General features: G+C 64.7%; 24 protein-coding genes. 4 read left to right on the top strand and 20 right to left on the bottom strand.

The annotated features are described in order from the left end of the window. Positions 1-86: 86 nt before the first annotated feature. From M2333_RS01410 to M2333_RS01400, 3 genes are all read right to left on the bottom strand, one after another. Positions 87-1,145 (bottom strand): glycosyltransferase family 4 protein, encoded by a 1,059-nt coding sequence (locus M2333_RS01410; protein ID WP_264610629.1) that lies wholly within the window; start codon positions 1,143-1,145, stop codon positions 87-89. Continuing rightward, the gene (locus M2333_RS01405) at positions 1,142-1,981 is read right to left on the bottom strand and encodes a UDP-2,3-diacylglucosamine diphosphatase (protein ID WP_264610628.1); all 840 of its coding nucleotides are present in this window, start codon (positions 1,979-1,981) and stop codon (positions 1,142-1,144) included. The genes M2333_RS01410 and M2333_RS01405 overlap by 4 nt, the downstream gene beginning before the upstream one ends. 103 nt (positions 1,982-2,084) lie before the next feature. Beyond that, complete coding sequence (locus M2333_RS01400) at positions 2,085-3,065, bottom strand: NAD(P)H-quinone oxidoreductase (protein ID WP_264612537.1); 981 nt, start codon at positions 3,063-3,065, stop codon at positions 2,085-2,087. A 190-nt stretch (positions 3,066-3,255) separates the two neighbouring features. Between M2333_RS01400 and M2333_RS01395 the strand changes: the two genes are divergently transcribed. The 4 genes from M2333_RS01395 (at position 3,256) to M2333_RS01380 (ending at position 7,413) form a co-directional block, all read left to right on the top strand. Then, positions 3,256-3,456 (top strand): DUF1192 domain-containing protein, encoded by a 201-nt coding sequence (locus M2333_RS01395; protein ID WP_181560355.1) that lies wholly within the window; start codon positions 3,256-3,258, stop codon positions 3,454-3,456. A gap of 143 nt (positions 3,457-3,599) precedes the next feature. Next, positions 3,600-5,930 carry an ATP-dependent Clp protease ATP-binding subunit ClpA gene (gene clpA / locus M2333_RS01390; protein WP_264610627.1) on the top strand — a complete coding sequence of 777 codons (2,331 nt, stop codon included), beginning with the start codon at positions 3,600-3,602 and terminating at the stop codon, positions 5,928-5,930. A gap of 136 nt (positions 5,931-6,066) precedes the next feature. Next, entirely contained in the window at positions 6,067-6,732 is a 666-nt protein-coding gene (locus M2333_RS01385) for an alpha/beta fold hydrolase (protein ID WP_264610626.1), read from the top strand. 51 nt (positions 6,733-6,783) lie between these two features. Further along, positions 6,784-7,413: a glutathione S-transferase family protein gene (locus tag M2333_RS01380; RefSeq protein ID WP_264610625.1), complete on the top strand. Its 630-nt coding sequence runs from the start codon at positions 6,784-6,786 to the stop codon at positions 7,411-7,413. Between the two features lie 102 nt (positions 7,414-7,515). Here M2333_RS01380 and M2333_RS01375 read toward each other — a convergent pair whose 3' ends face one another. The 17 genes from M2333_RS01375 to M2333_RS01295 all read right to left on the bottom strand — a co-directional run bounded on the left by M2333_RS01375 (position 7,516) and on the right by M2333_RS01295 (position 22,368). After that, on the bottom strand, positions 7,516-8,247 hold the full coding sequence (locus tag M2333_RS01375; RefSeq protein ID WP_264610624.1) for a Bax inhibitor-1/YccA family protein: 732 nt from the start codon (positions 8,245-8,247) through the stop codon (positions 7,516-7,518). Between the two features lie 230 nt (positions 8,248-8,477). Further along, positions 8,478-9,566, bottom strand: a complete 1,089-nt coding sequence (locus M2333_RS01370; RefSeq protein WP_264610623.1) for an OmpA family protein — start codon at positions 9,564-9,566, stop codon at positions 8,478-8,480. A gap of 194 nt (positions 9,567-9,760) precedes the next feature. Further along, a complete protein-coding gene (locus M2333_RS01365) occupies positions 9,761-10,258 on the bottom strand; it encodes a DUF2793 domain-containing protein (protein WP_264610622.1) in 498 nt (165 codons plus the stop codon). Positions 10,259-10,303: 45 nt separating this feature from the next. Then, positions 10,304-12,526 carry a phage tail protein gene (locus M2333_RS01360; protein WP_264610621.1) on the bottom strand — a complete coding sequence of 741 codons (2,223 nt, stop codon included), beginning with the start codon at positions 12,524-12,526 and terminating at the stop codon, positions 10,304-10,306. 3 nt (positions 12,527-12,529) lie between these two features. Further along, positions 12,530-12,928, bottom strand: a complete 399-nt coding sequence (locus M2333_RS01355; RefSeq protein ID WP_264610620.1) for a peptidoglycan endopeptidase — start codon at positions 12,926-12,928, stop codon at positions 12,530-12,532. A 3-nt stretch (positions 12,929-12,931) separates the two neighbouring features. Then, positions 12,932-13,747, bottom strand: coding sequence for a DUF2163 domain-containing protein (locus M2333_RS01350; protein WP_264610619.1), 816 nt, complete (start codon positions 13,745-13,747; stop codon positions 12,932-12,934). After that, positions 13,744-16,071 carry a DUF2460 domain-containing protein gene (locus tag M2333_RS01345; protein ID WP_264610618.1) on the bottom strand — a complete coding sequence of 776 codons (2,328 nt, stop codon included), beginning with the start codon at positions 16,069-16,071 and terminating at the stop codon, positions 13,744-13,746. The genes M2333_RS01350 and M2333_RS01345 overlap by 4 nt, the downstream gene beginning before the upstream one ends. Positions 16,072-16,173: 102 nt before the next feature. Then, positions 16,174-16,737 (bottom strand): tail tape measure protein, encoded by a 564-nt coding sequence (locus M2333_RS01340; RefSeq protein WP_264594040.1) that lies wholly within the window; start codon positions 16,735-16,737, stop codon positions 16,174-16,176. Beyond that, positions 16,730-16,903: a phage tail assembly chaperone gene (locus M2333_RS01335; protein ID WP_413716103.1), complete on the bottom strand. Its 174-nt coding sequence runs from the start codon at positions 16,901-16,903 to the stop codon at positions 16,730-16,732. The genes M2333_RS01340 and M2333_RS01335 overlap by 8 nt, the downstream gene beginning before the upstream one ends. 32 nt (positions 16,904-16,935) lie before the next feature. Continuing rightward, a complete protein-coding gene (locus tag M2333_RS01330) occupies positions 16,936-17,256 on the bottom strand; it encodes a gene transfer agent family protein (RefSeq protein WP_264610617.1) in 321 nt (106 codons plus the stop codon). Continuing rightward, a complete protein-coding gene (locus M2333_RS01325; protein ID WP_181560368.1) occupies positions 17,253-17,660 on the bottom strand; it encodes a phage major tail protein, TP901-1 family in 408 nt (135 codons plus the stop codon). The genes M2333_RS01330 and M2333_RS01325 overlap by 4 nt, the downstream gene beginning before the upstream one ends. A gap of 61 nt (positions 17,661-17,721) precedes the next feature. After that, the gene (locus M2333_RS01320; protein WP_264610616.1) at positions 17,722-18,105 is read right to left on the bottom strand and encodes a DUF3168 domain-containing protein; all 384 of its coding nucleotides are present in this window, start codon (positions 18,103-18,105) and stop codon (positions 17,722-17,724) included. Positions 18,106-18,113: 8 nt separating this feature from the next. After that, positions 18,114-18,653, bottom strand: a complete 540-nt coding sequence (locus M2333_RS01315) for a head-tail connector protein (protein WP_264610615.1) — start codon at positions 18,651-18,653, stop codon at positions 18,114-18,116. 94 nt (positions 18,654-18,747) lie between these two features. Continuing rightward, on the bottom strand, positions 18,748-19,899 hold the full coding sequence (locus M2333_RS01310; RefSeq protein WP_264610614.1) for a phage major capsid protein: 1,152 nt from the start codon (positions 19,897-19,899) through the stop codon (positions 18,748-18,750). Between the two features lie 79 nt (positions 19,900-19,978). Then, positions 19,979-20,398, bottom strand: a complete 420-nt coding sequence (locus tag M2333_RS01305) for an HK97 family phage prohead protease (protein WP_264610613.1) — start codon at positions 20,396-20,398, stop codon at positions 19,979-19,981. Then, entirely contained in the window at positions 20,395-21,540 is a 1,146-nt protein-coding gene (locus tag M2333_RS01300; protein WP_264612536.1) for a phage portal protein, read from the bottom strand. Before M2333_RS01300 ends, M2333_RS01305 begins: the two co-directional genes overlap by 4 nt. 120 nt (positions 21,541-21,660) lie before the next feature. Continuing rightward, a complete protein-coding gene (locus M2333_RS01295; protein WP_264610612.1) occupies positions 21,661-22,368 on the bottom strand; it encodes a helix-turn-helix transcriptional regulator in 708 nt (235 codons plus the stop codon). Positions 22,369-22,427: the final 59 nt, after the last annotated feature.

The following is a 22,427-nucleotide window of genomic DNA, read 5'->3' as shown; positions in this document are numbered from 1 at the left end:
ATAAGCTATTCCGGCTGGATCGGCAAGCGTTCGCGCGCGTCGCGGCCCCCGAGGGGGCGAAAGACCGTTCGGCCCTTACAACGGGCTCAGGCCGCGTGTGCCAACGCCGGGGCGTCGAGCCAGTGCAAGCTCTCGAGGAACTGCTCCGCGCTGCGCCGCCAGGTGAAGCCGCGCGCATGCGCCGTGCAGGCCGACGGAGAAAGCTCCAGCGCCTGCGTCACGGCGCGCGCGAGATCCTCATCCATCGCGCCGGTCTGTGCTGTCAGCACGTCGACCGGGCCGGTGACCGGATAAGCCGCCACTGGCGTGCCGCAGGCGAGCGCCTCGATCATCACCAGCCCGAAGGTGTCGGTGCGACTGGGAAAGACGAAGACATCGGCAGCCCGATAGGCCGAGACAAGCGCCTCGCCGCTCAACATGCCGAGGAAGTGAACGCCGGGATGCCGCGCCTCCAGCGACGCGCGCGCAGGCCCATCGCCCACCACGACCTTGCTGCCGGGCGTATCGAGCGCGAGGAAGGCCTCGATATTCTTCTCCACGGCGACACGGCCGACGTGGAGAAGGATCGGCCTCGGCAAGCCGGCAAGCGCGGGATGCCCATCCCCTAGCGGCGAGAATTGCGTGAGATCGACGCCGCGCCCCCAGTGATGCGTGTGGCGGATGCCGGCGCGATGCAGTTCGGCGCGCACGGACGGCGTTGCTGTGAGCACCGCTTGCGCCGCCCCATGAAACCAGCGGAAATAGGGCCAGAACCAGTCCGCCGACAGGCCCGTGCGCCGCTCGACATAATCAGGGAAATTGGTGTGGAATGCCGTGGTGAACGGGCGGTTGTGGCGCAGGCACCAGCGCCGCGCGGCCAGACATAGCGGGCCTTCGGTCGCGAGATGAATCGCATCCGGCCCGAACGCCGCGATCATGCGGGCAATCGCTCCCGGCGCGGGCATCGCCAGCCGAATTTCAGGATAAGTGGGGCAAGGCAGCGTGTGAAAGCGATCGGGCGCGATCACCTCGACCACATGCCCCATGGCGATAAGTTCTGCGCGAACCGCCTGAAGCGTGCGCACGACGCCATTGACCTGGGGCGCCCAGGCATCGGTGACGATGAGGATGCGCCGGCGGGTCGGAGCAGGCCCGTGACCGCTCAAGCGGCAACCTCCAGATCATCCGCAGCGGCGCCTAGGGTGCGCGCTTCCATCACCTCGGCCCAGTGCAGGATTTCCATCCGCCCATCATGATGCTCGACAAGCGCCGTGCATCCCTCCACCCAGTCGCCATCATTATAATAAGTGATGTCGCCAAACTGACGGATTTCCGCCGTGTGAATGTGCCCGCAGACGACGCCATCGACCCGCCGTCGTCCCGCCTCATGCGCGACGATCTCCTCGAAGCGCGTGATGAACGCCACGGCATTCTTGACCTTGTGCTTGGCGATCTTGGAGAGCGACCAATAAGGCAGGCCCAGCCAGCGGCGGACCTGATTGACGCGGCGATTGAGCGCCATCAGCGCGGTGTAGGCGGCGTCCCCAACAAAGGCGAGCCAGCGATGGGCGAGCATGACCGTGTCGAACTCATCTCCATGCAGCACCAGCAGCTTGCGGCCCTCTACGGTCGTGTGGATCATCTTGCGGCGGATCTCGACGCCGCCAAAGCTCATGCCGGTGAACTGGCGGAAAATCTCGTCATGATTGCCGGGGATATAGATGACGCGCGTGCCGCGCCGCGCCCGCTTCATAACGCGCCAGACCACATCGTTATGGGCGGTCGGCCAGTAGACGCGCTTCTTGAGCTGCCAGCCATCGACGATGTCGCCGACCAGATACAGCGTGTCGCTGTCCACATTGTCGAGAAAATCGACAAGCATCTCGGCATTGCACCCCTTGGTGCCGAGATGGATGTCGCTGATCCAGATCGTGCGGTAGTGGGCGCGCGGATGACCGCTGCGGACAGCCCGCTCCTGCGCGATTGAGCTGATGGCGTTCATGGCATTTCGACCCCCGGGGACACCATTTCCCCAAGCGGGCTCTAGCCGAACAATGTGACAGTTTTTCTGGGAATATGACGGATTTGCGTCACTCGTCGGCCCTTCACCGCACCTTCAAGACGATCTTTCCGAAGTGCCCGCCCGCTTCCATCAGCGCATGGGCTTGCGCGGCTTCGCCGAGCGGGAAGACGCGGTCCAGCGCGGGACGCAGCGCGCCCTCCTCCGCCATCGACCAGACCGTGCGGCGGATTTCATCGACGAGCAGGCCTTTGAAGCCCGCGGTCCGCGCCCGCAATGTGGAGCCGGTGAGCGTCAGGCGGCGCATCATGATTTTGGGAATGAACAGGTCGGCCTTGGCCCCACCCAGCACTGCGATGGAGACATGCCGGCCGTCCTCCGCCAGGCACTCCAGGTTGCGCGGGAGATAATCGCCGCCCACCATGTCCAGCACCGCCGTCACGCCCTTGCCATCCGTGATGCGCTTCACAGCTTCGACGAAGTCCTCGCTGCGATAATTGATCGCATGGCCAGCGCCCCATTCGAGCGCGGCCCGGCACTTGTCGTCACTGCCACAGGTGACGATCGTCGTGATCTCGAACAGCCGGCATAGGGCCACGGCCATGGTGCCGATGCCGCTCGTCCCGCCATGGATGAGCACGCTGTCGCCGTTCACGATGTAGGCGCGCTCGAAGAGATTGTGCCAGACCGTCATCAATGTCTCAGGAATTGCGGCCGCTTCTTCCATCAAGAGCGCCGGTGGAATGGCGAGGCATTGGGCATAGTCGGAGCAGGCATATTCGGCATAACCGCCGCCCGCGACCAGCGAACAGACGCGTTCGCCGATCACGTCAGGGCCTATCCCCTCACCCACCGCCACAATGGTTCCAGCGACTTCCAGCCCCGGAAGCGGGGAGGCGCCGGGCGGCGGCGGATAGCTGCCTTGCCGCTGCAGAACGTCCGGGCGATTGACGCCTGCCGCCACGACCGCAATGAGCACTTCGCCTTGCGCGGGCACCGGCAGGGGAACCTGAACCTCGGTCAGCACATCCGGCCCGCCTGGCTCCCGAATAGCAATGGCGCGCATGGTCTCGGGCAGGTTCGTCACCTTGGCTTGCTCCCCCTGGCTGGCCGTGATCGGCCCTACGTCTAGAGTCCGGTGCGAAAAAGACCAGCCCGGAAAGCAGGATAGACGGATTGAGATGGCCCCTTCGGGCATGCCGAGGCTTCTGCCAAGCCCGGTTGACTTGCGCGGACTTTGGCGCAAGCATGTCGCCATGGATTTCGACGACGCCTCACCCCGGGCGCGGCCCGGCGACCTGATTGCACAGCTGATCCGTGAAGATTTGGATCGGCTTTCGGTCGATGAGCTCGATGAACGCATCAGCCTTCTTTCAGCCGAAATCGAGCGCACCCGCGCCAAGAAATCGAGCGCGGTTCACCACAAGGCAAGCGCTGAGGCGCTATTCAAGAAATGAGGAGAGCGGAGGCAGGATCGCCTTCTGGCGCATATCGGCCTCCGGCAAATCGGTGGATGACAGAGCGGCCCTTGAAGGCAGCTCGCGGCGTGCCGACATTGACCCTAACGCGACCCTCTCTCGGGCCGCAGGAGTAGAACGATATGCCCTCTTTCGCGTCCGCCCTCGAAACAACTCTGCACAATGCCCTGGCACATGCCACGGAGCGCGCGCACGAATATGCGACGCTCGAGCATCTGCTGCTGGCGCTGATTGACGATGAACATGCCGCAAAGGTCATGCAGGCCTGTGGCGTGGATCTTGGTGAGCTTGGCGACACGGTCACCCATTATCTCGATACTGAACTGGAGAGCCTGAAGGTCTCCGGCGGCGTCGACCCCTCTCCCACCAGCGGGTTCCAGCGCGTCGTCCAGCGCGCGATCCTTCACGTCCAGTCTTCCGGCAAGGAAGAAGTGACCGGTGCCAATGTGCTGGTGGCTTTGTTCTCCGAGCGGGAGAGCTACGCCGTGTATTTCCTGCAGCAGCAGGACATGAGCCGCCTCGACGCGGTTTCCTATCTCTCGCACGGCGTCGGCAAGGGCGCTGCCTCGCCGGAGCCGGCCAAGCCGGCCCAGGCCGAGGAAGAGAAGAAGCCGGAGGCCAAGAAGAAGGAAGGCGCGCTCGACCAGTTCACCGTCAATCTCAACGAAAAGGCGAAGGAAGGAAAGGTCGATCCGCTGATCGGACGCGATTCCGAAGTGGATCGGACGATCCAGATCCTGTGCCGGCGTTCCAAGAATAACCCGCTCTATGTGGGTGATCCGGGCGTGGGCAAGACGGCCATTGCCGAGGGTCTGGCGCGCAAGATCGTCAATGGCGAAGTGCCCGACGTGCTCAAGGAAGCGGTGATCTACTCACTCGACATGGGCGCGCTGCTCGCCGGCACGCGCTATCGCGGCGACTTCGAGGAGCGGCTGAAGGCCGTCGTCACCGAACTGGAAAAGATGCCGCACGCGGTGCTGTTCATCGACGAGATCCACACGGTGATCGGCGCCGGCGCGACCTCAGGCGGTGCCATGGATGCCTCGAACCTCCTGAAGCCTGCGCTGTCGGGTGGCGCGATCCGCTGCATCGGCTCAACGACCTACAAGGAGTTCCGCAATCACTTCGAGAAGGACCGCGCGCTGCTGCGTCGCTTCCAGAAGATCGATGTGAACGAGCCGACCGTGGATGATACCGTGAAGATCCTTATGGGCCTGCGCTCGGCCTTCGAGGATCACCACTCGGTCAGATACACGCCCGATGCCATCAAGGCGGCGGTGGAGCTTTCGGCGCGGTACATCAATGACCGCAAGCTGCCGGACAAGGCGATCGACGTGATCGACGAAGTCGGCGCGATGCAGATGCTTGTGCCGCCCTCGCGTCGCAAAAAGATGATCACGCCCAAGGAGATCGAGGCCGTGATCGCCACGATGGCGCGCATCCCGCCCAAGACCGTGTCGAGCGATGACAAGAGCGTACTGGAAACCCTCCAGACCGATCTCAAGCGTGTCGTCTTCGGGCAGGACAAGGCCATCGAGGTGCTCAGTTCCGCGATCAAGCTGTCTCGCGCCGGCCTGCGTGATCCGGACAAGCCGATCGGCAACTATCTTTTCTCCGGCCCCACCGGCGTCGGCAAAACGGAAGTTGCCCGCCAACTCGCCACGCTGCTCGGCATCCCGCTCCAGCGCTTCGACATGTCGGAATATATGGAGCGGCATTCGGTCAGCCGCCTGATCGGCGCGCCTCCGGGCTATGTGGGCTATGATCAGGGCGGCCTGCTTACCGATGCCATCGATCAGAATCCGCATTGCGTGCTGCTGCTGGACGAGATCGAAAAGGCCCATCCGGACCTGTTCAACATCCTGCTGCAGGTGATGGACAACGGGCGCCTGACCGATCACCACGGCAAGACCGTCGACTTCCGCAACGTGATCCTGATCATGACGACCAATGCCGGCGCGTCCGACATGGCGAAGGAATCGATCGGGTTCGGGGAATCGACGCGCGAGGATGTGCAGGAAGAGGCCGTGAAGAAGCTCTTCACGCCGGAGTTCCGCAACCGCCTCGATGCGATCGTGCCCTTTGGCTATCTGCCGTCTGAAGTCGTCGCCCGCGTGGTCGACAAGTTCATCCTGCAACTCGAGCTTCAACTGGCCGATCGCGATGTGCACATCACGCTCGACGACGAAGCCCGCAACTGGCTCACTGCCCGCGGTTACGACAAGCTGTACGGCGCCCGTCCGATGGGTCGGCTCATGCAGGAGAAGATCAAGCAGCCTCTTGCCGAGGAACTGCTGTTCGGCAAGCTCGTGCACGGTGGCGAGGTTCACGTCCGCCTCAAGGACGATGCTCTCACCTTCGAGATCACGCCTGCAGCACCCAAGCGCAGCAAGGGGAGTGCCACGCGCAAGGCAAAGAGCGGCCCTTCCGAGGTCTCAGAACCGAAGAGCTGAACACCATCGACGGCACAATTCATATAATCTCGACCGGCCCCGGGCAGTTGCTCGGGGCCGGCTTGTTTTCAGGATATCCGCATCACCATGAGAATGGCCGGGATCGCTCAGGCGTGATCAGGCGTTGAAACCCATCGTGCAGCCGACTGTCATCCTTATTCATGGCTTTGCCGGATTTGCGGTGATGAACCGCCCCCTCGCTGCCGTGCTTCGCAGCACCGGCTATCAGCCCGTCGATCTGAGTTACGACAGTTGGCGGCTGGACCTCGAGGGCATATGCAAACTGCTCGGCCCACGTCTGGAAAAGATTGATAGAGCGGGTAGCCCGGATCAGCCTCTCCACATCGTCTGCCATTCCATGGGCGGTCTGGTCGCCCGCGCGCTCATCAAAGCGCGGCGCCCGGCGCGGCTGGGCCGGGTCGTCATGTTGGTAACCCCTAACGCTGGCAGCGAGATAGCCGACACATTGCACCGTTATGCTCTGCTGCGCCCGATCCTCGGCAGGGCAGCCCCGGCCCTGGTCACGCAGCGCCCCGCAGAGATCACTGCAATGCTGGGTGAGATCGACTATCCGGTGGGCATCATCGCCGGCGACCGCCCGATGATGCGCTATGGCGCGTCACGCCTTCTGCCAGGGCCGAGCGATGGCAAGGTCAGCGTGGCCTCGACCAGATTGAAGGACGCGACTGACCATATCGTCCTCCCGCTCTCCCATATGCTGCTGCCCTATCACCCGACCGCCCACGCCCAGATAAAGCATTTTCTGAGCGAAGGACGCTTCGCCCATAAGGCAGGGCTTTGACGAAACCCTAAATTTCGTTCATGATACGTTCCAGTCACTGGGGAGACGATCATGAGCCAAATTCAATTCTACACCAACCCGATGTCGCGCGGGCAAATTGTCCGCTGGATGCTGGAAGAAGTCGGCGTCCCGTACGAAACCCACCTGCTCGACTACCAGACCGAGATGAAAGGCCCGGCCTATCTGGCCATCAATCCGATGGGAAAGGTGCCCGCCGTGGTGCACGAAGGAGCGGTCGTCACAGAATGCGCCGCAATTTGCGCCTGGCTGGCGGATCGCTTTCCCGAAGCAGCGTTGGCCCCGCCCCTGGCCGATCGGGCTGATTATTATCGCTGGATGTTCTTCGCGGCGGGGCCGCTGGAAGCGGCTGTGACGAACCGTGCACTGGGTTTTGTCGCTGAGCCTGGTCGGGCAAGGACTTTGGGCTATGGCAGCTTCGAGCAGACGATCGACACCTTGGAAAGCTCGCTCCGGGACAAGACGTTTATCTGCGGAGAGATGTTCACGGCAGCCGATGTTTATGTCGGATCGCATATCGCCTGGGGGCTGCAGTTCGGCACCATCCCCTCCCGACCGATTTTCTCGGACTATGTCGCCCGTCTTGAGAGCCGACCGACCTATGTGCGCGCGAAGGAAATCGACAATGCGCTTATCGCGCAGGCGCAGTCGGGCAAAGCTTAATCCAGACTCAGTTCCAATGCATTCGCTCGGGCTAGTTTAATAAGAAAAAAGGCCGGGAGGATATCTCCCGGCCCTTCTGGTCAATAAAAGAACCCGACGCGATCAGTCGCGATTGCCCAGGAACTGCAGCAGGAACGTGAACATGTTCACGAAGTCCAGATACAGGCTCAGCGCGCCCATGATGACGGCCTTACCCATCATGTCGGACCCGGCAACCTGGAAATACAGGCTCTTGAGGCGCTGCGTATCATAGGCAGTCAGGCCGGCGAAGATCAGGACACCAAGGATGCTGATCACCAGCTGAAGCGCTGTCGACTGCACGAAGATGTTGATCACCATGGCGACCAGAATACCGACCACGCCCATGATCAGGAACGTGCCGAAACCGGAGAGGTCCTTCTTGGTCGTATAGCCGTACAGGCTCAGGCCCACAAACGCCGCTGCCGTGGCGAAAAATGTCTGCGCAATCGAGACACCCGTGAACACCAGGAAGATCGACGACATGGAGAGGCCCATGACGACGGCAAACGCCCAATACAGTGCTTGCGCGGTGCTCGTCTGCAGCTTGTTGATGCCGAAGCTCAGCACCATCACGAAGGCCATCGGGGCCAGCATGATTACCCAGCGCAGCGGGGTTACCAGCAGCTGAGCTGCGAAGCCGGAGCTAGCAAACAACAGCGCAACGATACCCGTGACCAGAACACCGCTGGCCATGTAATTGTAGATCGAGAGCATGTAGGAGCGCAGGCCTGCGTCATAAGCAACCTCGCTCGCATGCGTGGAAGCACCACCGTAGCCCGTAGCGGACGACCGGGGATCTGGCCAATTCGCCATTTTATCATCTCCTCTTTCCGGCAACAGCGCCGGACTGTCAGCGCACAATATCGGGCTATGCCCTTAGATTTCAAGTGAAACCGGTCTGCGAGGCTCATCATGCCTGCTGTATCGCCCGCTCTCTATGCGCGCCCATAGACGCAAGCTGACAGCCCGACGCTCTTTCACACAAAAAAAGGGGCCGGATAAGCCGGCCCCTTCCTTGTTCGTCCCGCCGAAGCGGAGAGTTCTTAGTTGCCCGAACCCGGACCGTAGGTGATTTCCACGCGACGGTTCTGGAGTTCACGCACACCGTCGGCCGTGTCGACACGCGGACGCGTCTCACCGAAGGCCTGCGTCGAGATGACGCCGTCGGAGATGCCACGCGAGGTGAGGTAGCCACGGACCGAAGCGTTACGACGCTCGGAAAGGCCCATGTTGTAGCGCGGCGAGCCCGAACGGTCAGCGTGACCAGCGAGCATGACCTGCGCACTACCGCAGTTCGCATAAGCCGAAACCGCGTTGTCGAGGATCGAGGCAGCATCCGGCGTAATGTCGGCGCTATCCCACTCGAAGAACACGATGTACGGCCCCGGCTGGCACTGCGCGACCGGCGGAGGCGGCGGAGGCGGAGGCGGCGGGGGAGGCGGCGGCGGGGGCGGCGGGGGAGGCGGCGGCGGAGCCGGCTCTTCACCACCGAAGTTGAACACCAGGCCAGCCAGGATGCTGTGGCTGCGAACCTCAGTTTCCAGCGGCGTGCCAGCGGTGTTGATCAGGTCGATGTTGCTGTGGTTAAAGAAGCGATACTTCAGCGACAGATCGACATTGTTGCTCACCGGATAACGGACGCCAGCGATTGCCTGCCAGGCGAAGCCGGTGTCGGAATCGCGCGTGTCGGGCAGCGAGATCTTGGACCGCGCAACGCCGACGCCACCGCCGACGAAGCCCTGCAGGCCATCATCGGGACCGAAGTCGAGCATACCGTTCAGCATGATGCTGTCCACGCGAGCCTGGCCGCCGGGCAGAGCCGTCGTCCGGTTCGAGTAGGTGGTGTTCTTGTTCATCGCCTTCTTGTGCGAATATTCGGCTTCCAGGCGGAACGCGCCGAAGTCGTAACCCACATAACCCGCGGCGTCGTAACCGACCTTGTGCGGGGTGTTGGCCGTGACACCAGTGGTCGCTGCCACACCGGCAACGGTGCCGGCGTCATACGTGGTGTCAGAGTCCTCGACGATGATCGCGCCAATGTCACCGCCCAGATACCAGGCGCCGTCTTTGGCGAGCGATGGTGATGCCATCGCGGTCGAAGCGAGCGCTATGGCGAGGCCAAGCTTCCGCATATCATTCCCCTTTCAGGTTGATCGTAAAATGCTGCTCGACGTTTTTAGGAGTGCGCCGCAAAGGTTTCAAGCGCACAATCGCATGATGTTGCCTAAATGCCGCATTGTGATCAGCTAATGTTGGCCCTGCAGGAAATATTGCCTGTCGCGTCCGCATGTTGGGAACCGACAACGTCTTTGTGCTTTATGCGTGGTTACGATGCGATGAGGCCGTGTGCCCTCAGGGTATCAAGCACTGAAATGATCGCCTCTCTCGCCTGCGAATCGACGGGCGCGCCCCCGGATGGATTCGGTATTGCAGGCCGCCTGCTGCCAATCACTTTCTCGCCATCAACATAGAAACCGTCAGTCCGCAGACCGTCTTCCCGCCAGTCGCCGGCCTGGAATCTTACGCCGCTTTGCGTATCCCGCTTCCAGCAATGCAAGCCCTCGAACGGCGCAAGGAAGCGCCACCCAGCGGCGGTCCACGCCGCAATCGTCCGCTCTCGTCCCGTCCATTCGCCTGTCGCCCCACTCCCAACGAGCCAGCAGGCACCCAGATCGGGCGCAGCGGGAGGCGCTGACAGGCTCGCGCTTTCCACCACTCGTCCAATCGCGATGTCGATGAGCGACAACGCCTCATTATGGGTGAGTTCCTTTTGCGCCTGCCCAGCAGAGAGCAGCGGCAAGCCAAATCGATCGGTCTGAGCCATTGATCGTTATCCTTCTTTGGGGGATCGCGCGGACACGCTGATAAGTCAGGGCCAAGGAATGACGAGCGCCCGCCCCGCTCCCCAGCTTCCCATCTGCCTTACTTCGATCTGCATGCCAGCCGAGGCCGCGGCTGCGAGATCGGTCGCAACGTCACTCGCCGCGTAAATGCACGACGAGAGCGTCGTCTCCCATCGCCGCAATGTCACGCCGTCCGCGACGACACTGACCGCATAAGCCTCCCGCTCCTCCCCGAGAGGCGCATCCACGCCGTCGATCCATGCCGAGCCAAGCCGGCTTCTGCGAACCCAACTGATCTCAACATCATCACCGGCCAAAGTCGTGCGCCGCCCGTGCACCGGCGAAAGGGGCATCAACGCGCGGCCGTCGATCAAAAGGCTGTCCTGCGCGGGCGTACTGTCCCCGCTGCCGATTGCCCTCAGAGTCAGCGTCGTTCCAACCGCGCTTTGCTCTACCGGGATCGGCGCCAGCCGCTCGCGGTCGATCAGCACGAACCGTTCGCCCGCATCGTGCCCAGTCATGGCCCATTCGGTCCCCATGCGCCCGCGAACGAGCCGCGACAGTCGATAATGCCCCGGCGCGACCACGTCCGCCTGGCCAAATTGCAGCAGTTCCTTTCCAATCTGGCAGATGTTAGCGCCGCCGAGCAGAAGATCGTCCCCCACCCCGGTCAACACATCACCAGGATCGTCGAGAATGATCTCAACGCTGCTGAAAAGGTCGATCCGCCACGGCGCGCCCGGAGGCAGCGCGCCAACAGTGCGGCCCATCACGGCGCGCGGCGCTGTGCTGCCAATGGGCTCGGCAATCTCCAGAACCGGATCATAGCGAAAGAGGGTTGCGCGCCGCCACCCGGCATTCGAGCCGCACGCCGCTGCCGCAACGACGGGGCTCGTGGAAATCGTAGTCCCGTCACCCGGCAACTCCACAATCGCCAGACTGGTCGGCCCCTGGACGAGGTCGGGCTGACGGACCGGTTCCCCGGAGGCCCCTACGCCTGCGATCGCCCGCGTGCCGCTCTCAAAAGCCTGCAAGCTGAGCCTGAAGGCCATGTCATCCCATTCCGTCGTCTCGACGAGCCACTGCCCCGGCTCGCCCGCGACCGTCACAAGATCGCCCGGACCAAGGTCCAGCGCGCTCCAACCAGTGCCGATATTGACACTTCGGCGCCGCCGGAGCGCATTGCGCAACTTCCGGTCGGCTAGGCGCCGGGCATCGTCCGCGCCCATCGCGGCCGGCAAGTCGATTTCCTCGCTGCGCATCCCCGGCCCCGCCCGCAACGCGGTCTGCAAGCCAAGCTGATAGTCGCGAGCCGGGTCGTGGTGACGGATCGCCAGCCGGGCAGCCACCGTCTCGATCGGTGTGCGGACATGCTGAGGCTCGGCTTGCTTCTCGCCATCGATGCAGCGCACGGCGGTGACCGGATCGATGACATGGCTCGACGGCGTCCCGCTGCTCAGCGCGAGCTCCCCCTCGCGCTCTGTCCATCGCACGTCGTGCAGCGAAACGATGTCGCGCATCGCCTCATCGACCGTCCCCTCCGCCGCGAAGCCCAGCAGGCGCGCAGGATCGCCGTCTCCGGCATGACTGACGGTGCGTCCGGCAAGGTCGGTGGCAATCGCCGGCAGGGCCACTGGTTCGGCATCAGCGATCACTTCGAACGTCAGCGAGGGAATCCGGTTGCCGAAGTCCGCCAGCTGAAGCCCTTCGAACACGACATAAGCGCAGCCGCGATAAGCAGGGCATTGCGCCACGCCCACTGCGGACGCCACCAGCGGGTCCACCATTTGATCCGGCCCGCCCAGATACAGCCGAAATGCCGTGAGCGGCGATTTGAAATCCCCCACGGCACCACGAAGCAGATTGCCGTCCGCCCAGATGCGCCCGATGCCGAGAATAGGCCGTGAGGAAAGCGCAACAGCCAGGCTCGCGGAATAGCTGTAGGTCGTGACGCTTGGGCTGCCCTTGCCTCCACCGCTCGTCGATGTGCTCTCCTGAAGGTCCGTGGCCCAGATCACCGTCCCCGCGACACGGAGCGTTCCGTGGATGCGCGGGATCGCCGCGCCGTAACGAGATGTCTGGACCTGAAGGTCACTTAGCCGGGGCCCCGTCCGCCCGCTTGGTCGAAAAATCAGCGCGTCGACAGACCGTCCGGCGAGCGCGCCGACCGCGCCGCCAACCGCCGCGCCCACAGCGCCGAACGTTCCGCCAAGGGCACTGCCCACGGCGGTGAGAACCAATGTCGCCATGCGCTACTCCTGAAATTGCCAAGCGCCCAGCACCGGCCAGGGCGATGGCCCCGGCATCAGCACCACCTTGCCCAGTCCGGCATGAGCATGGACATGGCCGCCCCGCGTCACGATCATCAGATGCAACTGCATCGGACCGCTATCGACCAGCAGCACGGCGCCCTCGCCCATCTCCGGCGCCGGCGAGAGGCCGCATGCCGCGAGGTTCTGCACTGCCCTCGCCTGCCCCATCCCCCTCAGCTTATAGGTCGGGAGCGTGGGAACGCGGACTCCGGCGCGCCGCGCCGCCAGCGCAACCAAGCCCACACAGTCCACCCCCGTCTCTACGCTGCGCCCGTGCAGCCGAAAGGGCACACCGACCAAGGCCAAGCCCTCGGCCGCCATTCGTTCGCCCACGTCCATCACTCAGCTCCCCGGATAGCGCGTCAGCAGGTCCATGCCGGGCAGATGCGGCTCCCCGCGGAAATTGACAGCATTGCCGAACCGCCCCGCGCAGGTCGCGAGGCGCTTGTCGCACCCCTGCGTCAGCAGCGCGCGCGTGCCTGCTGCCACCGGGAACACCGGCGGCTCCGCCAAGAAAACGCCCCCCGCCCCCTGATCGACAATGGTCTGCACGAGGCCACAATTGGGCCCCTCCAGCCAGCGCAACGAGCCGAACGGATACACGGCGGCGACCAAGCCACTGCACGCAACGCGGTCATCAGCCACGGCATCAACCGCGACGATCTGCTGATGCCGCCGCAAAGCGATCCGGCAATCCGCATCCCCCAGCGCCGCCCGGCAGCTGGCGCTTGTCGCCGGCGCGACCGGGCGCTCGAGCGCCTCCGCAAGCGTAGATCGCAGGCTCACCGAATAAGCGCCGCCGCGCCGCTCGATGCTTCCCAGTTCGCCGCGCGCAAGTTCCAGCCACAGCACCCCGGGTTCGGTCCACTCGGTGAGATGCAGGAGCAGTGTCGCGCCGTCCCAGCGCCCGGCATCGAGATCGACCTCACTGATGGCCGCGCTGCTGATGGCGCCCTGCAAGTCCGTCAGGTCCGGGTCGTTGCCACCCTGCATGATAGCGCTCGGCGTGATCCCGGGTGCTGCCGCATAATGCAGGCCGTGCGCCTGCAGGCCCCGGTCATGGCTGGTCAGGCCGATGGTCACGCCATCCCGCCGCTCCAACCGCCAGCAAAAAGCGAGCGCGCAAAGCGGCTTGCTCAGGATCGCCGCAGCGCTCACTCACGCACCTCCATCAGGGGGACGGACGGGACAACGCCCGCCGCAAACGTCTCTTGGTCGATTTCCAGCCGGTCTTCGGCGAAGCGCACGGGCACGTCGAAGACAAAGCCCGCCGTCACCACCGCGCCCTCGGGCGGCGGGTCATCAAACGCGACCTGACCCATGCCCGGATGGGACCAGCCGGCAAACCGCTCGACCCCGTCCACCGCAACCCTGATGGTCCCCGTGACGGGCCGCGTGATCCGTCGTTGCTGGGGATCATCCACCCCGTAATTCTTGCGCAACTGGAAGCTCGTCGTCACGCCATCGCCCGTTCCGATCCACTGATCAAGCGGCCCCGGCGCAAGGCCGAACGAGCCAGACGCATGATCGAACGGATCACGGAACCGAAACCCTCGCGCTGCACCGCGTCGAGCCCGAAAAAAGGCGATGAGCGTCGCGATATCCGCCTCGGATCGCACCCCCGGCCCCGCATCGAACTGCAGCCTCGCGTCAGCCCATTGCGTGCTGCGCTGCTCGTGGCCGGACACGCTCTCCACGATCCGCGTCGAGAAAGCCGGCGCCACCTGCGCGCGATTGCCGATGTCGAGCGGAAAGGCGAGGTCGTCGAAATGCTGCACGTCCGCATCTCCTGAAAGCTGGAAATAGGTAAAGCCGTCCCGCGCGACCTGGGGCAGCGCCCAGATGAAGGTGGCGGCATGGCCGCGCGCTCGCGCAGCATCTGCAGCTGCGGCGATCCGGTCCCAGCCGATCTGCGTTGACTCATCGGTGGAGCCAGCCGGCAAAAATCCGGCGAAATAATGCTGCTCATCTGGCGGATAGCCCAGGCGCGCGTCCATCGCGGCGCGCCCTGCGGCTGAGCGGGCGGTTCGGCCCTCGGTCACCCAGTCATAATCTTCGATCTGCAACCGGTCGAAAGCCGGCGCGGCCCAGCCTGTCGGCACGTTCGCGCGTTTGAGCTCCGGCGCCTCAGGGTCCAGCACGCTCGGCAGATAGACAAGCAGAAGAAGCTCGGCGCCCGGCGTCTCCGCGCGCACGGCATCCGCCACGCCCGCCGTCGAAGTGGCCAGCAGAGCGCCAGCCGCATCCAACAAAGCCATCTGCCCGCTGTCGAGCGTATCGCGAACCGTCGGAATTTCCACGGCGGCACTCCCGAACGCAGCGCGGGCGGCATCGTCGTACAGGCAGGGTCGCCCATCCGACATCACCCACCACCAGGGCTCGCCGATCTGGAAACGCACCGCTAGCCCGGCATCCCGCGCGATGCCCGCAAAGGCCCGCGCCACCGCACGCAAATAGTCGTTAGCCGCAGCATTGGCTGGCGAAAGCAGGGCGGAGGGCGGAGTCCACCCTGTCAGCGCGGGCGCTCCGTCCCACGCCCGCTGCTTCCAATCAGGTGGGCAATAAGCATCGAACAACTCGTAAGAGAGCGACAGGATTAGCCCGAACCCCAGCGCATTGCAGCGCGCCGCGAAATCCTCGTGCCAGCGCCGGCATGGCGTCGCCAGCGCACCGCCCTCCAGCGTCACGCGAAAATCGCTACCGTCAGGGGCGAGCCGCATATAGTGGCTCATTCCGACATAATGATTGATCGCGCCGCGATAGCCGAGCGCCAGCACCTGCCGCAGCAAGCGCTCGGGCGTCTGGTTGTACGCATCATCATAGCCGCTGGCGATGGACAGCCCATGCTCCGGCAGCATCGGATCGCCCATGGCGATGACCGATCCTGCCCCCTCGCAAACCATCTCGCTGACCTCCACCCAGCCTTCGCGGGCGTCAGGAAAGGTCGTCTCTCCCTCGTCATAATCGGTCTGGACGATGGAGATGAACAGGCGGTCAATATCCCGCGCATCCACCGGGTCCGCATCGGCGGGCAAGGCAAAGCCGCCGACCAACGCGTCGAAGTCGAGGGTGACGACCGCATCCTCCGGACTGCCTTCTGCATAGTTCCATAGCCGCACGTACCAGGCGCACGCATTGCCGGCCGCATCCCGCCCCTCAAGCGTCAACGTCGGGCCCTGAATGGCATCGAGCGGCTTGACCCCAGCACTCCGCCACCGGAACCGCAGGGTGCAGCCACGATAATCCCGTCGCGTCTCATAACGGAGCAGCGGATGATCCCAGACATCAGCCGATTCCCAGATCAGCCCGGCAAGATCGCCCGAGCTGTGGAACACCGCATCCACGCGCAATCCATCATCCCCGACCGTCACGACGGAGGCCGTCATCGGCCGTGGGAAATTGACTGTCCAGAAAGGTGGCGAGAAGCGCTTGATGACATTGCTCTCCTGATTGCGCCTCTCGGTCGCCAGCCAGTAGGCCATAAGGATTGTCCTTTACTGATGCCATTTCGGCGGCGGATCCCCATCCGACCCCGCCCGCTCGTGTCGAGCGAAGTCGAGACACGGCCAGGATGGAAAAACCGCCTACTCCCCGAGCGCCCCACGCACCGCCCGCGCCACCTGACGCGCACTGCGCGCCAGCGCGCGCGGCGCCTCCTGGCCGCTGCCATTGACGGTGATCGACACGCGCACGTCTCGTCCGCCCTGCCCACCGACGCCAGGCGCGATCTGGCCGCTGTTCGTCGGGACGAACACTTCGGGCCCGCGCTCGCCGACGAGATAGGCCCGCCCCGGCGCCACCGGGCCGCCCGTTGCCCGGCCGGGCAACCCAAGCGCACCGGTGAGGAGGCTCGTTCCCAACCCCAAAAGCCCGGAAGAGCCTCCGCCGCCAAGGACGGCCTCCAAGCCGTTACGGACCGCCGAACGGGCAATCTGGTCCATGACGGACAGCGCGATCTTGCCGAGATCTTCAAAGCCGATCCGCCCCGTCCGCACGGCACGCAGCAGCCCAGCCTCGATGGCGCGGCTCGCTCGTTCCGCGCCTGCGCTCAGTAAATCCAGCTCGTCCCGCAGACCGCTCGCATCTTCGCGCAAGCGGGCCATGTCGCTACCCATCGGCGCGAACAGGCTTTGCATATCCTCATCCATCGGGATGCCTTTCCATCATCTTGGCCAGTGCAGATCGGTCGAACGGCGCGACCTGAGGCCCGGTCAAATCGCGCAACACCGCCAGGGCGTCGGCCAGCTCGGCCGGCGTCGCGCGCCAGAACTCGTCGGGGCGCCAGCCGAGCAACAGCCCGGCCTGCCCGGCCAACGTCCGAGCGACCTCCGCAAAGCAGGCCGACGTCATACCCCGCCAGCCACGACCTGCCGCATGATTGCCCGAAGCGCCGGCAAGGCCACGCCCACCCCTTGCGCGATCAGCGCGTCGCCCAGATCGGCTCGAGCCATCGCCTCGGGTCGATCCGTAAGGCAGTGCCACAACAGAGCTTCCATCTCGGCGAGGCCGAGCCGCCCGTCCGCCGCGCGCTCGACCAGCGCGATCAACGGCCCGGTCTCACGCTCGGCAGCGACCAACGCCGCAAAGGTCGGGCGCACCGTCAGGCAGTGCGCGCCGACCATGAGCGCGGCTTCCCCGCGCGCCTCATTCGCGACCGCCCCGCTCATAGTGCGCTCACGGCGCCTGAGCTTTCCAGCGCGAGCGTATAGGTGCGCTCGCCATTATAGTCGCCGGCATAGTCCAGCCGCGTGACCAGAAACCGCCCACGCAGCTTCTCGCCACTCTCGAAGCTCAGTTCATAATCGTCGATGGCACCGGCCAGCGCATGATTGCGCAGCCGGGTTTCCGCCGCCGATCCGGTAAAGATGCCGGAGCCTGACACACTCACGGAGCGCACCCCCGCGCCCGGCAGAAGGTCGCGCCAGCCGCCGGAATCCTTGGAGGTGACATTCACCGCCTCACCATTGACGGAAAGCTGCGTAGCGCGCAGCCCCGCCACCGTCGCATAGCTTACCGGCGTGCTGCCATTGCCGATCTTGAGCAGAAACGCGCTGCCCTTCTCCACTGCCATCGCCTTGATCCTTTCAATATCCGCATCCCCGTTCGCATCGAGCGAAACCGAGATGTCGGCTTCAGTTCAGCCGTGCCGCCCGCACGGCATAGTCGGCGCTCGCTCGCCACTCGGTGCGGCTGCGCAGGATGCGTGATCGCTCGAACCGCAAGCTGGTGATCCGCCAGTCGCCCAGATCGCCATCGACCCCCGCGAGCACGGCATCCAGGCGCGCCAGCACGGCGGTCACCCGCGCCAGATCATCGCCACGAACGACCAGCTGGATGGGCAAGCGGAGCGCCAGACCCGTCACATCCCGCGCGCCCCAGCCGGTCGACATCATCTCGCCGACCAGAAGCCAGGGCGGGCTCGCCTTGATCGGCTCGCCATTGCTCACGAGGTTGACCAGCGCCATCAGGTCCGCATCGTTGCGGAGGGCGGCGACGACCGCGCCCCTCACTGCCATCTCGCCGCTCATGCGAGGTGCACCCGTCGCCAGGGCCGCAACAGGGAGACAACCGATGCCGGCAGGTCTCCCTCCAGCCCGTCGCGTCGCGCATACCACTCGCCCGCCAGCCGAACGACGGCGTGCTGAAGCGCATCGGGCACCTCGGCGGTAGGAAGGGCAAGCCCGGCACGATAGGTCACGCGAACCCGTCCGGCCGATCCCGGATTGAGGATGCGCACCCACCCCGCCCCGTGCCCATCGATATCGATGGCATAGGCCGTGACCGGCAGCACGAATGCCGCGCCATCCGCCGGCAGTCCTTCTACGCTGCTGATCGCGCTGACCGGCGCCATCGTCAGCCGGTTCCATGCACCGCTGGCCCCGCGCACTTCGGTCACAGTCCTCTCGATCAGCATCTGGCCGAGATATTGCTCGGCCGCCTCGCTCGCCGCGCACAGCAGATCGGTGAGCGCAGCATCATCGTCGCTAAGGCTGATGCCCAGATACTGCTTCAGGTCTTCGAGCGGCACCGCGAGCGGCCCGCCCTTCTCGATTGTCACGGTCATGATCGCAGCCGTCCTTCAAACATGAGAAAAGGCGCCATGCCGGCGGGGAGAGACCGGCATGGCGCCCCTCATCGGTTCGCCGATCAGGGCCTCCTCAGGAGGCGGCGAACTTCATGAGCTTGATGGCCTCGCTGTTGGCGACCGCGCCGCCGATCCGCTTCACTGCGTAGAAGTGGACGAACGGCTTGTTGGTGAAGGGATCGCGCAGAATGCTCGTCTCGCTGCGCTCGGCGATCACATAGCCATTGGCGAAGTTGCCGAAGGCGATGGAGAGGCTGTTGGCGGCCACGTCCGGCATATCCTCGGCCTCGATCACCGGATAGCCAAGCAGCGTCGCCGGCTGGCCCGCGATCATGCTCGGCTGCCACAGGAATGCCCCGTCGCTGGTCTTGAACTTGCGGATCGTCGCCAGCGTCGCGGCATTCATCACAAACACCGCGCCCTGCCGATAGGGCGCCCGCAACGACTGGACGAGGTCGATCAGCCGATCCTGCGGATTGCTGGCCGGGAAGCCGCCCGCTGCCCCGGATGCGACATATTGCAGCGATCCGAACGGACGAACGCTATCCGCCTGATTGGTGGTGGCATACGTCAGGAAGCCCTTGGGCTTGCTCGTCCCGTCGCCATTGATGAATGCCGCGCCCTCGGCCCGGCCAAACTCGCGGGCGATTTCCTCGGCGAGCCAGCTCTCCACATCGAACTGGGCATCGTCCAGCATCGCCTGGCTGGCCGACGGATTGGCGTAAAGGTCGCCGGAGGGCGGCGCGATTTCCTGGAAGGTGGGGGTCGCCGTCTCGGGTCGCGCTGCCGTCTCGGCCGCCCAGCCGGATACGACACCGCCGGTCGTCACAAGCTTGCGGTATCCCGCCGACCCCGTACGCACCACATTGGCCACCGCGCGGATCGGGGAAATCGACTTGAGCGCCGCGTCGATCATCTGGTCGATCTCGCGCGGCACCGCATAGCCACCGCTGCCGCCGCTCGCGCCCGAGAAGCTCTTCAGCTCCACACCGGCCTCGATGCCGCGCCGCAGATAGCGGTCGGTAAAGGCCGCGCGCGCCGGGTCGACATCGCTGCCCTTGGCGCCATCCAGCGGCGGCCGACCGGCCAGCGCCATCGCCCGCTCGGCCTGCTTGCGCAGCGCTTCGTCAAAGGCGTCCATCCGGGCTTCCATGCCCGTCAGCCGGTCTGCCTGCAGGATCGCGTCGAAGCTCTCCTCAAGGCTTTTGGTTTCCACGTCCTGCATTGCGTCATTCTCCTACGGTCAAAAACAAAAAAGGGGCCGCAGTCGGCCCCTCGAACATCCAGAAAATCGGCGCGCGCTGTCAGCCAGCCTCCACCGCGTGAACCCGCGCCAGCGGCTGCATCGGGTGAGTCACCAGGCTCACCTCGACCAGATCGAGCGCATCGAGCCGTCGGGGTTGATGGCCCTGCGCCGCCACCACGCGATAGCCGAAGGACAATCCCTCGATCCGGCGATCGCGCAGCAGCGCCTTCGCCTGATCCGCTGTCGGCCCGGCCGCACTAATCGTACCGATCACCCGCAACCCGCGTGCGTCCTCCGCGACATGATCAATCCGCCCGATCACCGCGCCCGCCCGATGCTGCCAGAGCAGCGGCAGCGCTGTCGCCGCACGGCGCGCGAGGCTGGCCGAGAAGGCACCCTGCGCGATGACATCGCCGCCCTGATCAATCTTGTCGAAGATCGCCGCATAGCCGGCGAACCGCACGGTCCCGGCGCTCATGCGCGCGTGGCGTCCAGCCCCAGCATCGCGCGCTTTTCCTCGGTCGAGAGGAAATCCGCCCTCTCGATCCGGTCCCACAGCAGCATCCTGTCCTCGGCGAGCGCGGGCAAGCGGTTGAGATCGACCTCCAGCACCAGTTCGGGCCAGAAGTCGCGCAGCCCCTGCCCGAGCGCGCCAAGCAGTTTGGCCAGCAGCGGCAGCACGCTTTGCCGCCACAGCGCCTTATTGGCCTCCCGATAATTCGAGTAGGTGCTGTCCCCCGGCATCCCAATCAGCACGGGAGGCACACCGAAGGCGAGCGCGATGTCCCGCGCCGCCGCTGCCTTTAGCGCCACGAAATCCATGTCGTGCGGGGAAAGGCTCATCGACTGCCAGTTCAGCCCGCCTTCCAGCAGCATCGGCCGCCCCGCATTGTCCGCACCCTGAAATGCGCCTTCCAGTTCGGCCTTCAACCGGGCGAACTGCTCGGGCGCGAGCACGCTGCCATCGCCCGGCGCATAAATGAGGGCGCCGGATGGCCGCGCCGCATTGTCGAGAAGCGCCTTGTTCCACTGCGTCGCCGCATTGTGGATCGCCACCGCACCCGCTGCAGCGCCCAGGCAGCCTAGCCCATAATGATCGTCTGCCGGGTTGATCGCTTTGACATGGATGACCGCAGTCCGCCCCGCCGCGTCCTCGCTGGCATAGCGCATCTCGCTATCGCCCGCCCGGTAGCGATAGCCCACGGGCCAGCCGGCGCGATCCTGCTCGATTGTCACCCGTTCGGGGCGCAGGGCATAGAGGGTCGCGGGCAGACCATCGGCGCCATGGCCAATCTGTGCGTAACCATTGCCATGCAGCAGCACATGCGCGGCGAGCGTCTCGATGAGACTTTGCCCCGCCACGCGCCGCTGCACGAGCGCCAGGGCCGCTTGCGCATCCCCCTCCTTGGCAGCCACCGCGTGCAACGCCGCGCTTCCCGCCGCCTCCGCCACCAGCCGCACCGCACGCTGCGCCACCGGGTTGGCAATCACTGCCCCCTTGAGCTGCGCCTCATAGCTTTGCGGCCAGTCGCCCGCTCCTGCCCAGCCAAGCCCCAGCCACGCGCGCGCCAGCGGCGGCCGCGTCGGTGTCGACGCGGCTTTTCGTCCAAACCATTTCACCTGATCGTCTCCTCGCTTGCGCACGAAAAAGCCGCCAGCGTCGCGGCTGGCGGCTGCAAGATTCACTTATGGGTCGCGACGGTCGATGCGCGGCAACGCCCCCGATCGCGCAGGAATGGATCAGGCCGCGATCAAGCCCGACCCCACACCTTTGACGGCGGCGGACGTCCGGTCAGACACCTCCAGCTTCTCGTAAATTCGCCGCATATAGGTATCGACCGTTCCCGGCGATATCTGGAGGATGTCGGCAATCACCGTGTTGCTCTTGCCCCGCGCCACCCAATGCAGGATCTCCTTTTCCCGCGCAGAGAGTTGCCGTTCCCGCCCCGTTTCCTCAGAAAAAAGGCCGCAGATCCGCAAATGCGCCGCTTGCGCCGCAAAATGCAGCTGGGTCATCCGCTCTTCGCTCAGGTCCGCACCCGGCGCGATTCTCCCCAGGCCAACAACGCCATTGCGATTGCCGGGGCCATAACAGGGCAAGGAGAACCCATCGGTGAAATCGATCTGCCGCATGGCCTCCAGAAACTGGCGCTCCTCTACCGTCAATTCGGTATTGCCCCACACCTCATGCCACCGGATGGGTACGCCTGCTGCCAGCGCCGCACGCGGCACGATATCCAGCCGCTGGAAGTCGAACGAGCAATAGAGCGCCACCTCCTTTTTGGAGAAGCCATGTTGCAGCGGCAGGGTCGCCGGCATGTTGGTGCCGATTTTCACCCAATAATAGCTGACCGCGCCGAAACCGTTGCGCGCATAATAGCGCGTCATCCCGCGCCACAGCAGCGGGAGGCTGGATGCCTCGGCAATCTTCTCCAAAATGTCGTTCACCCGTGGAAGCTCCTGGGGACAGCTTCATGGGACGATCATGCTGTGCCTGCTTGCAACCA

It is taken from the genome of Sphingobium sp. B11D3B (genome assembly GCF_025961735.1).
Taxonomy (GTDB): domain Bacteria; phylum Pseudomonadota; class Alphaproteobacteria; order Sphingomonadales; family Sphingomonadaceae; genus Sphingobium.
The sequence above is the reverse complement of the archived record's forward strand: the minus strand, read 5'-3'. Positions and strand labels throughout refer to the sequence as shown.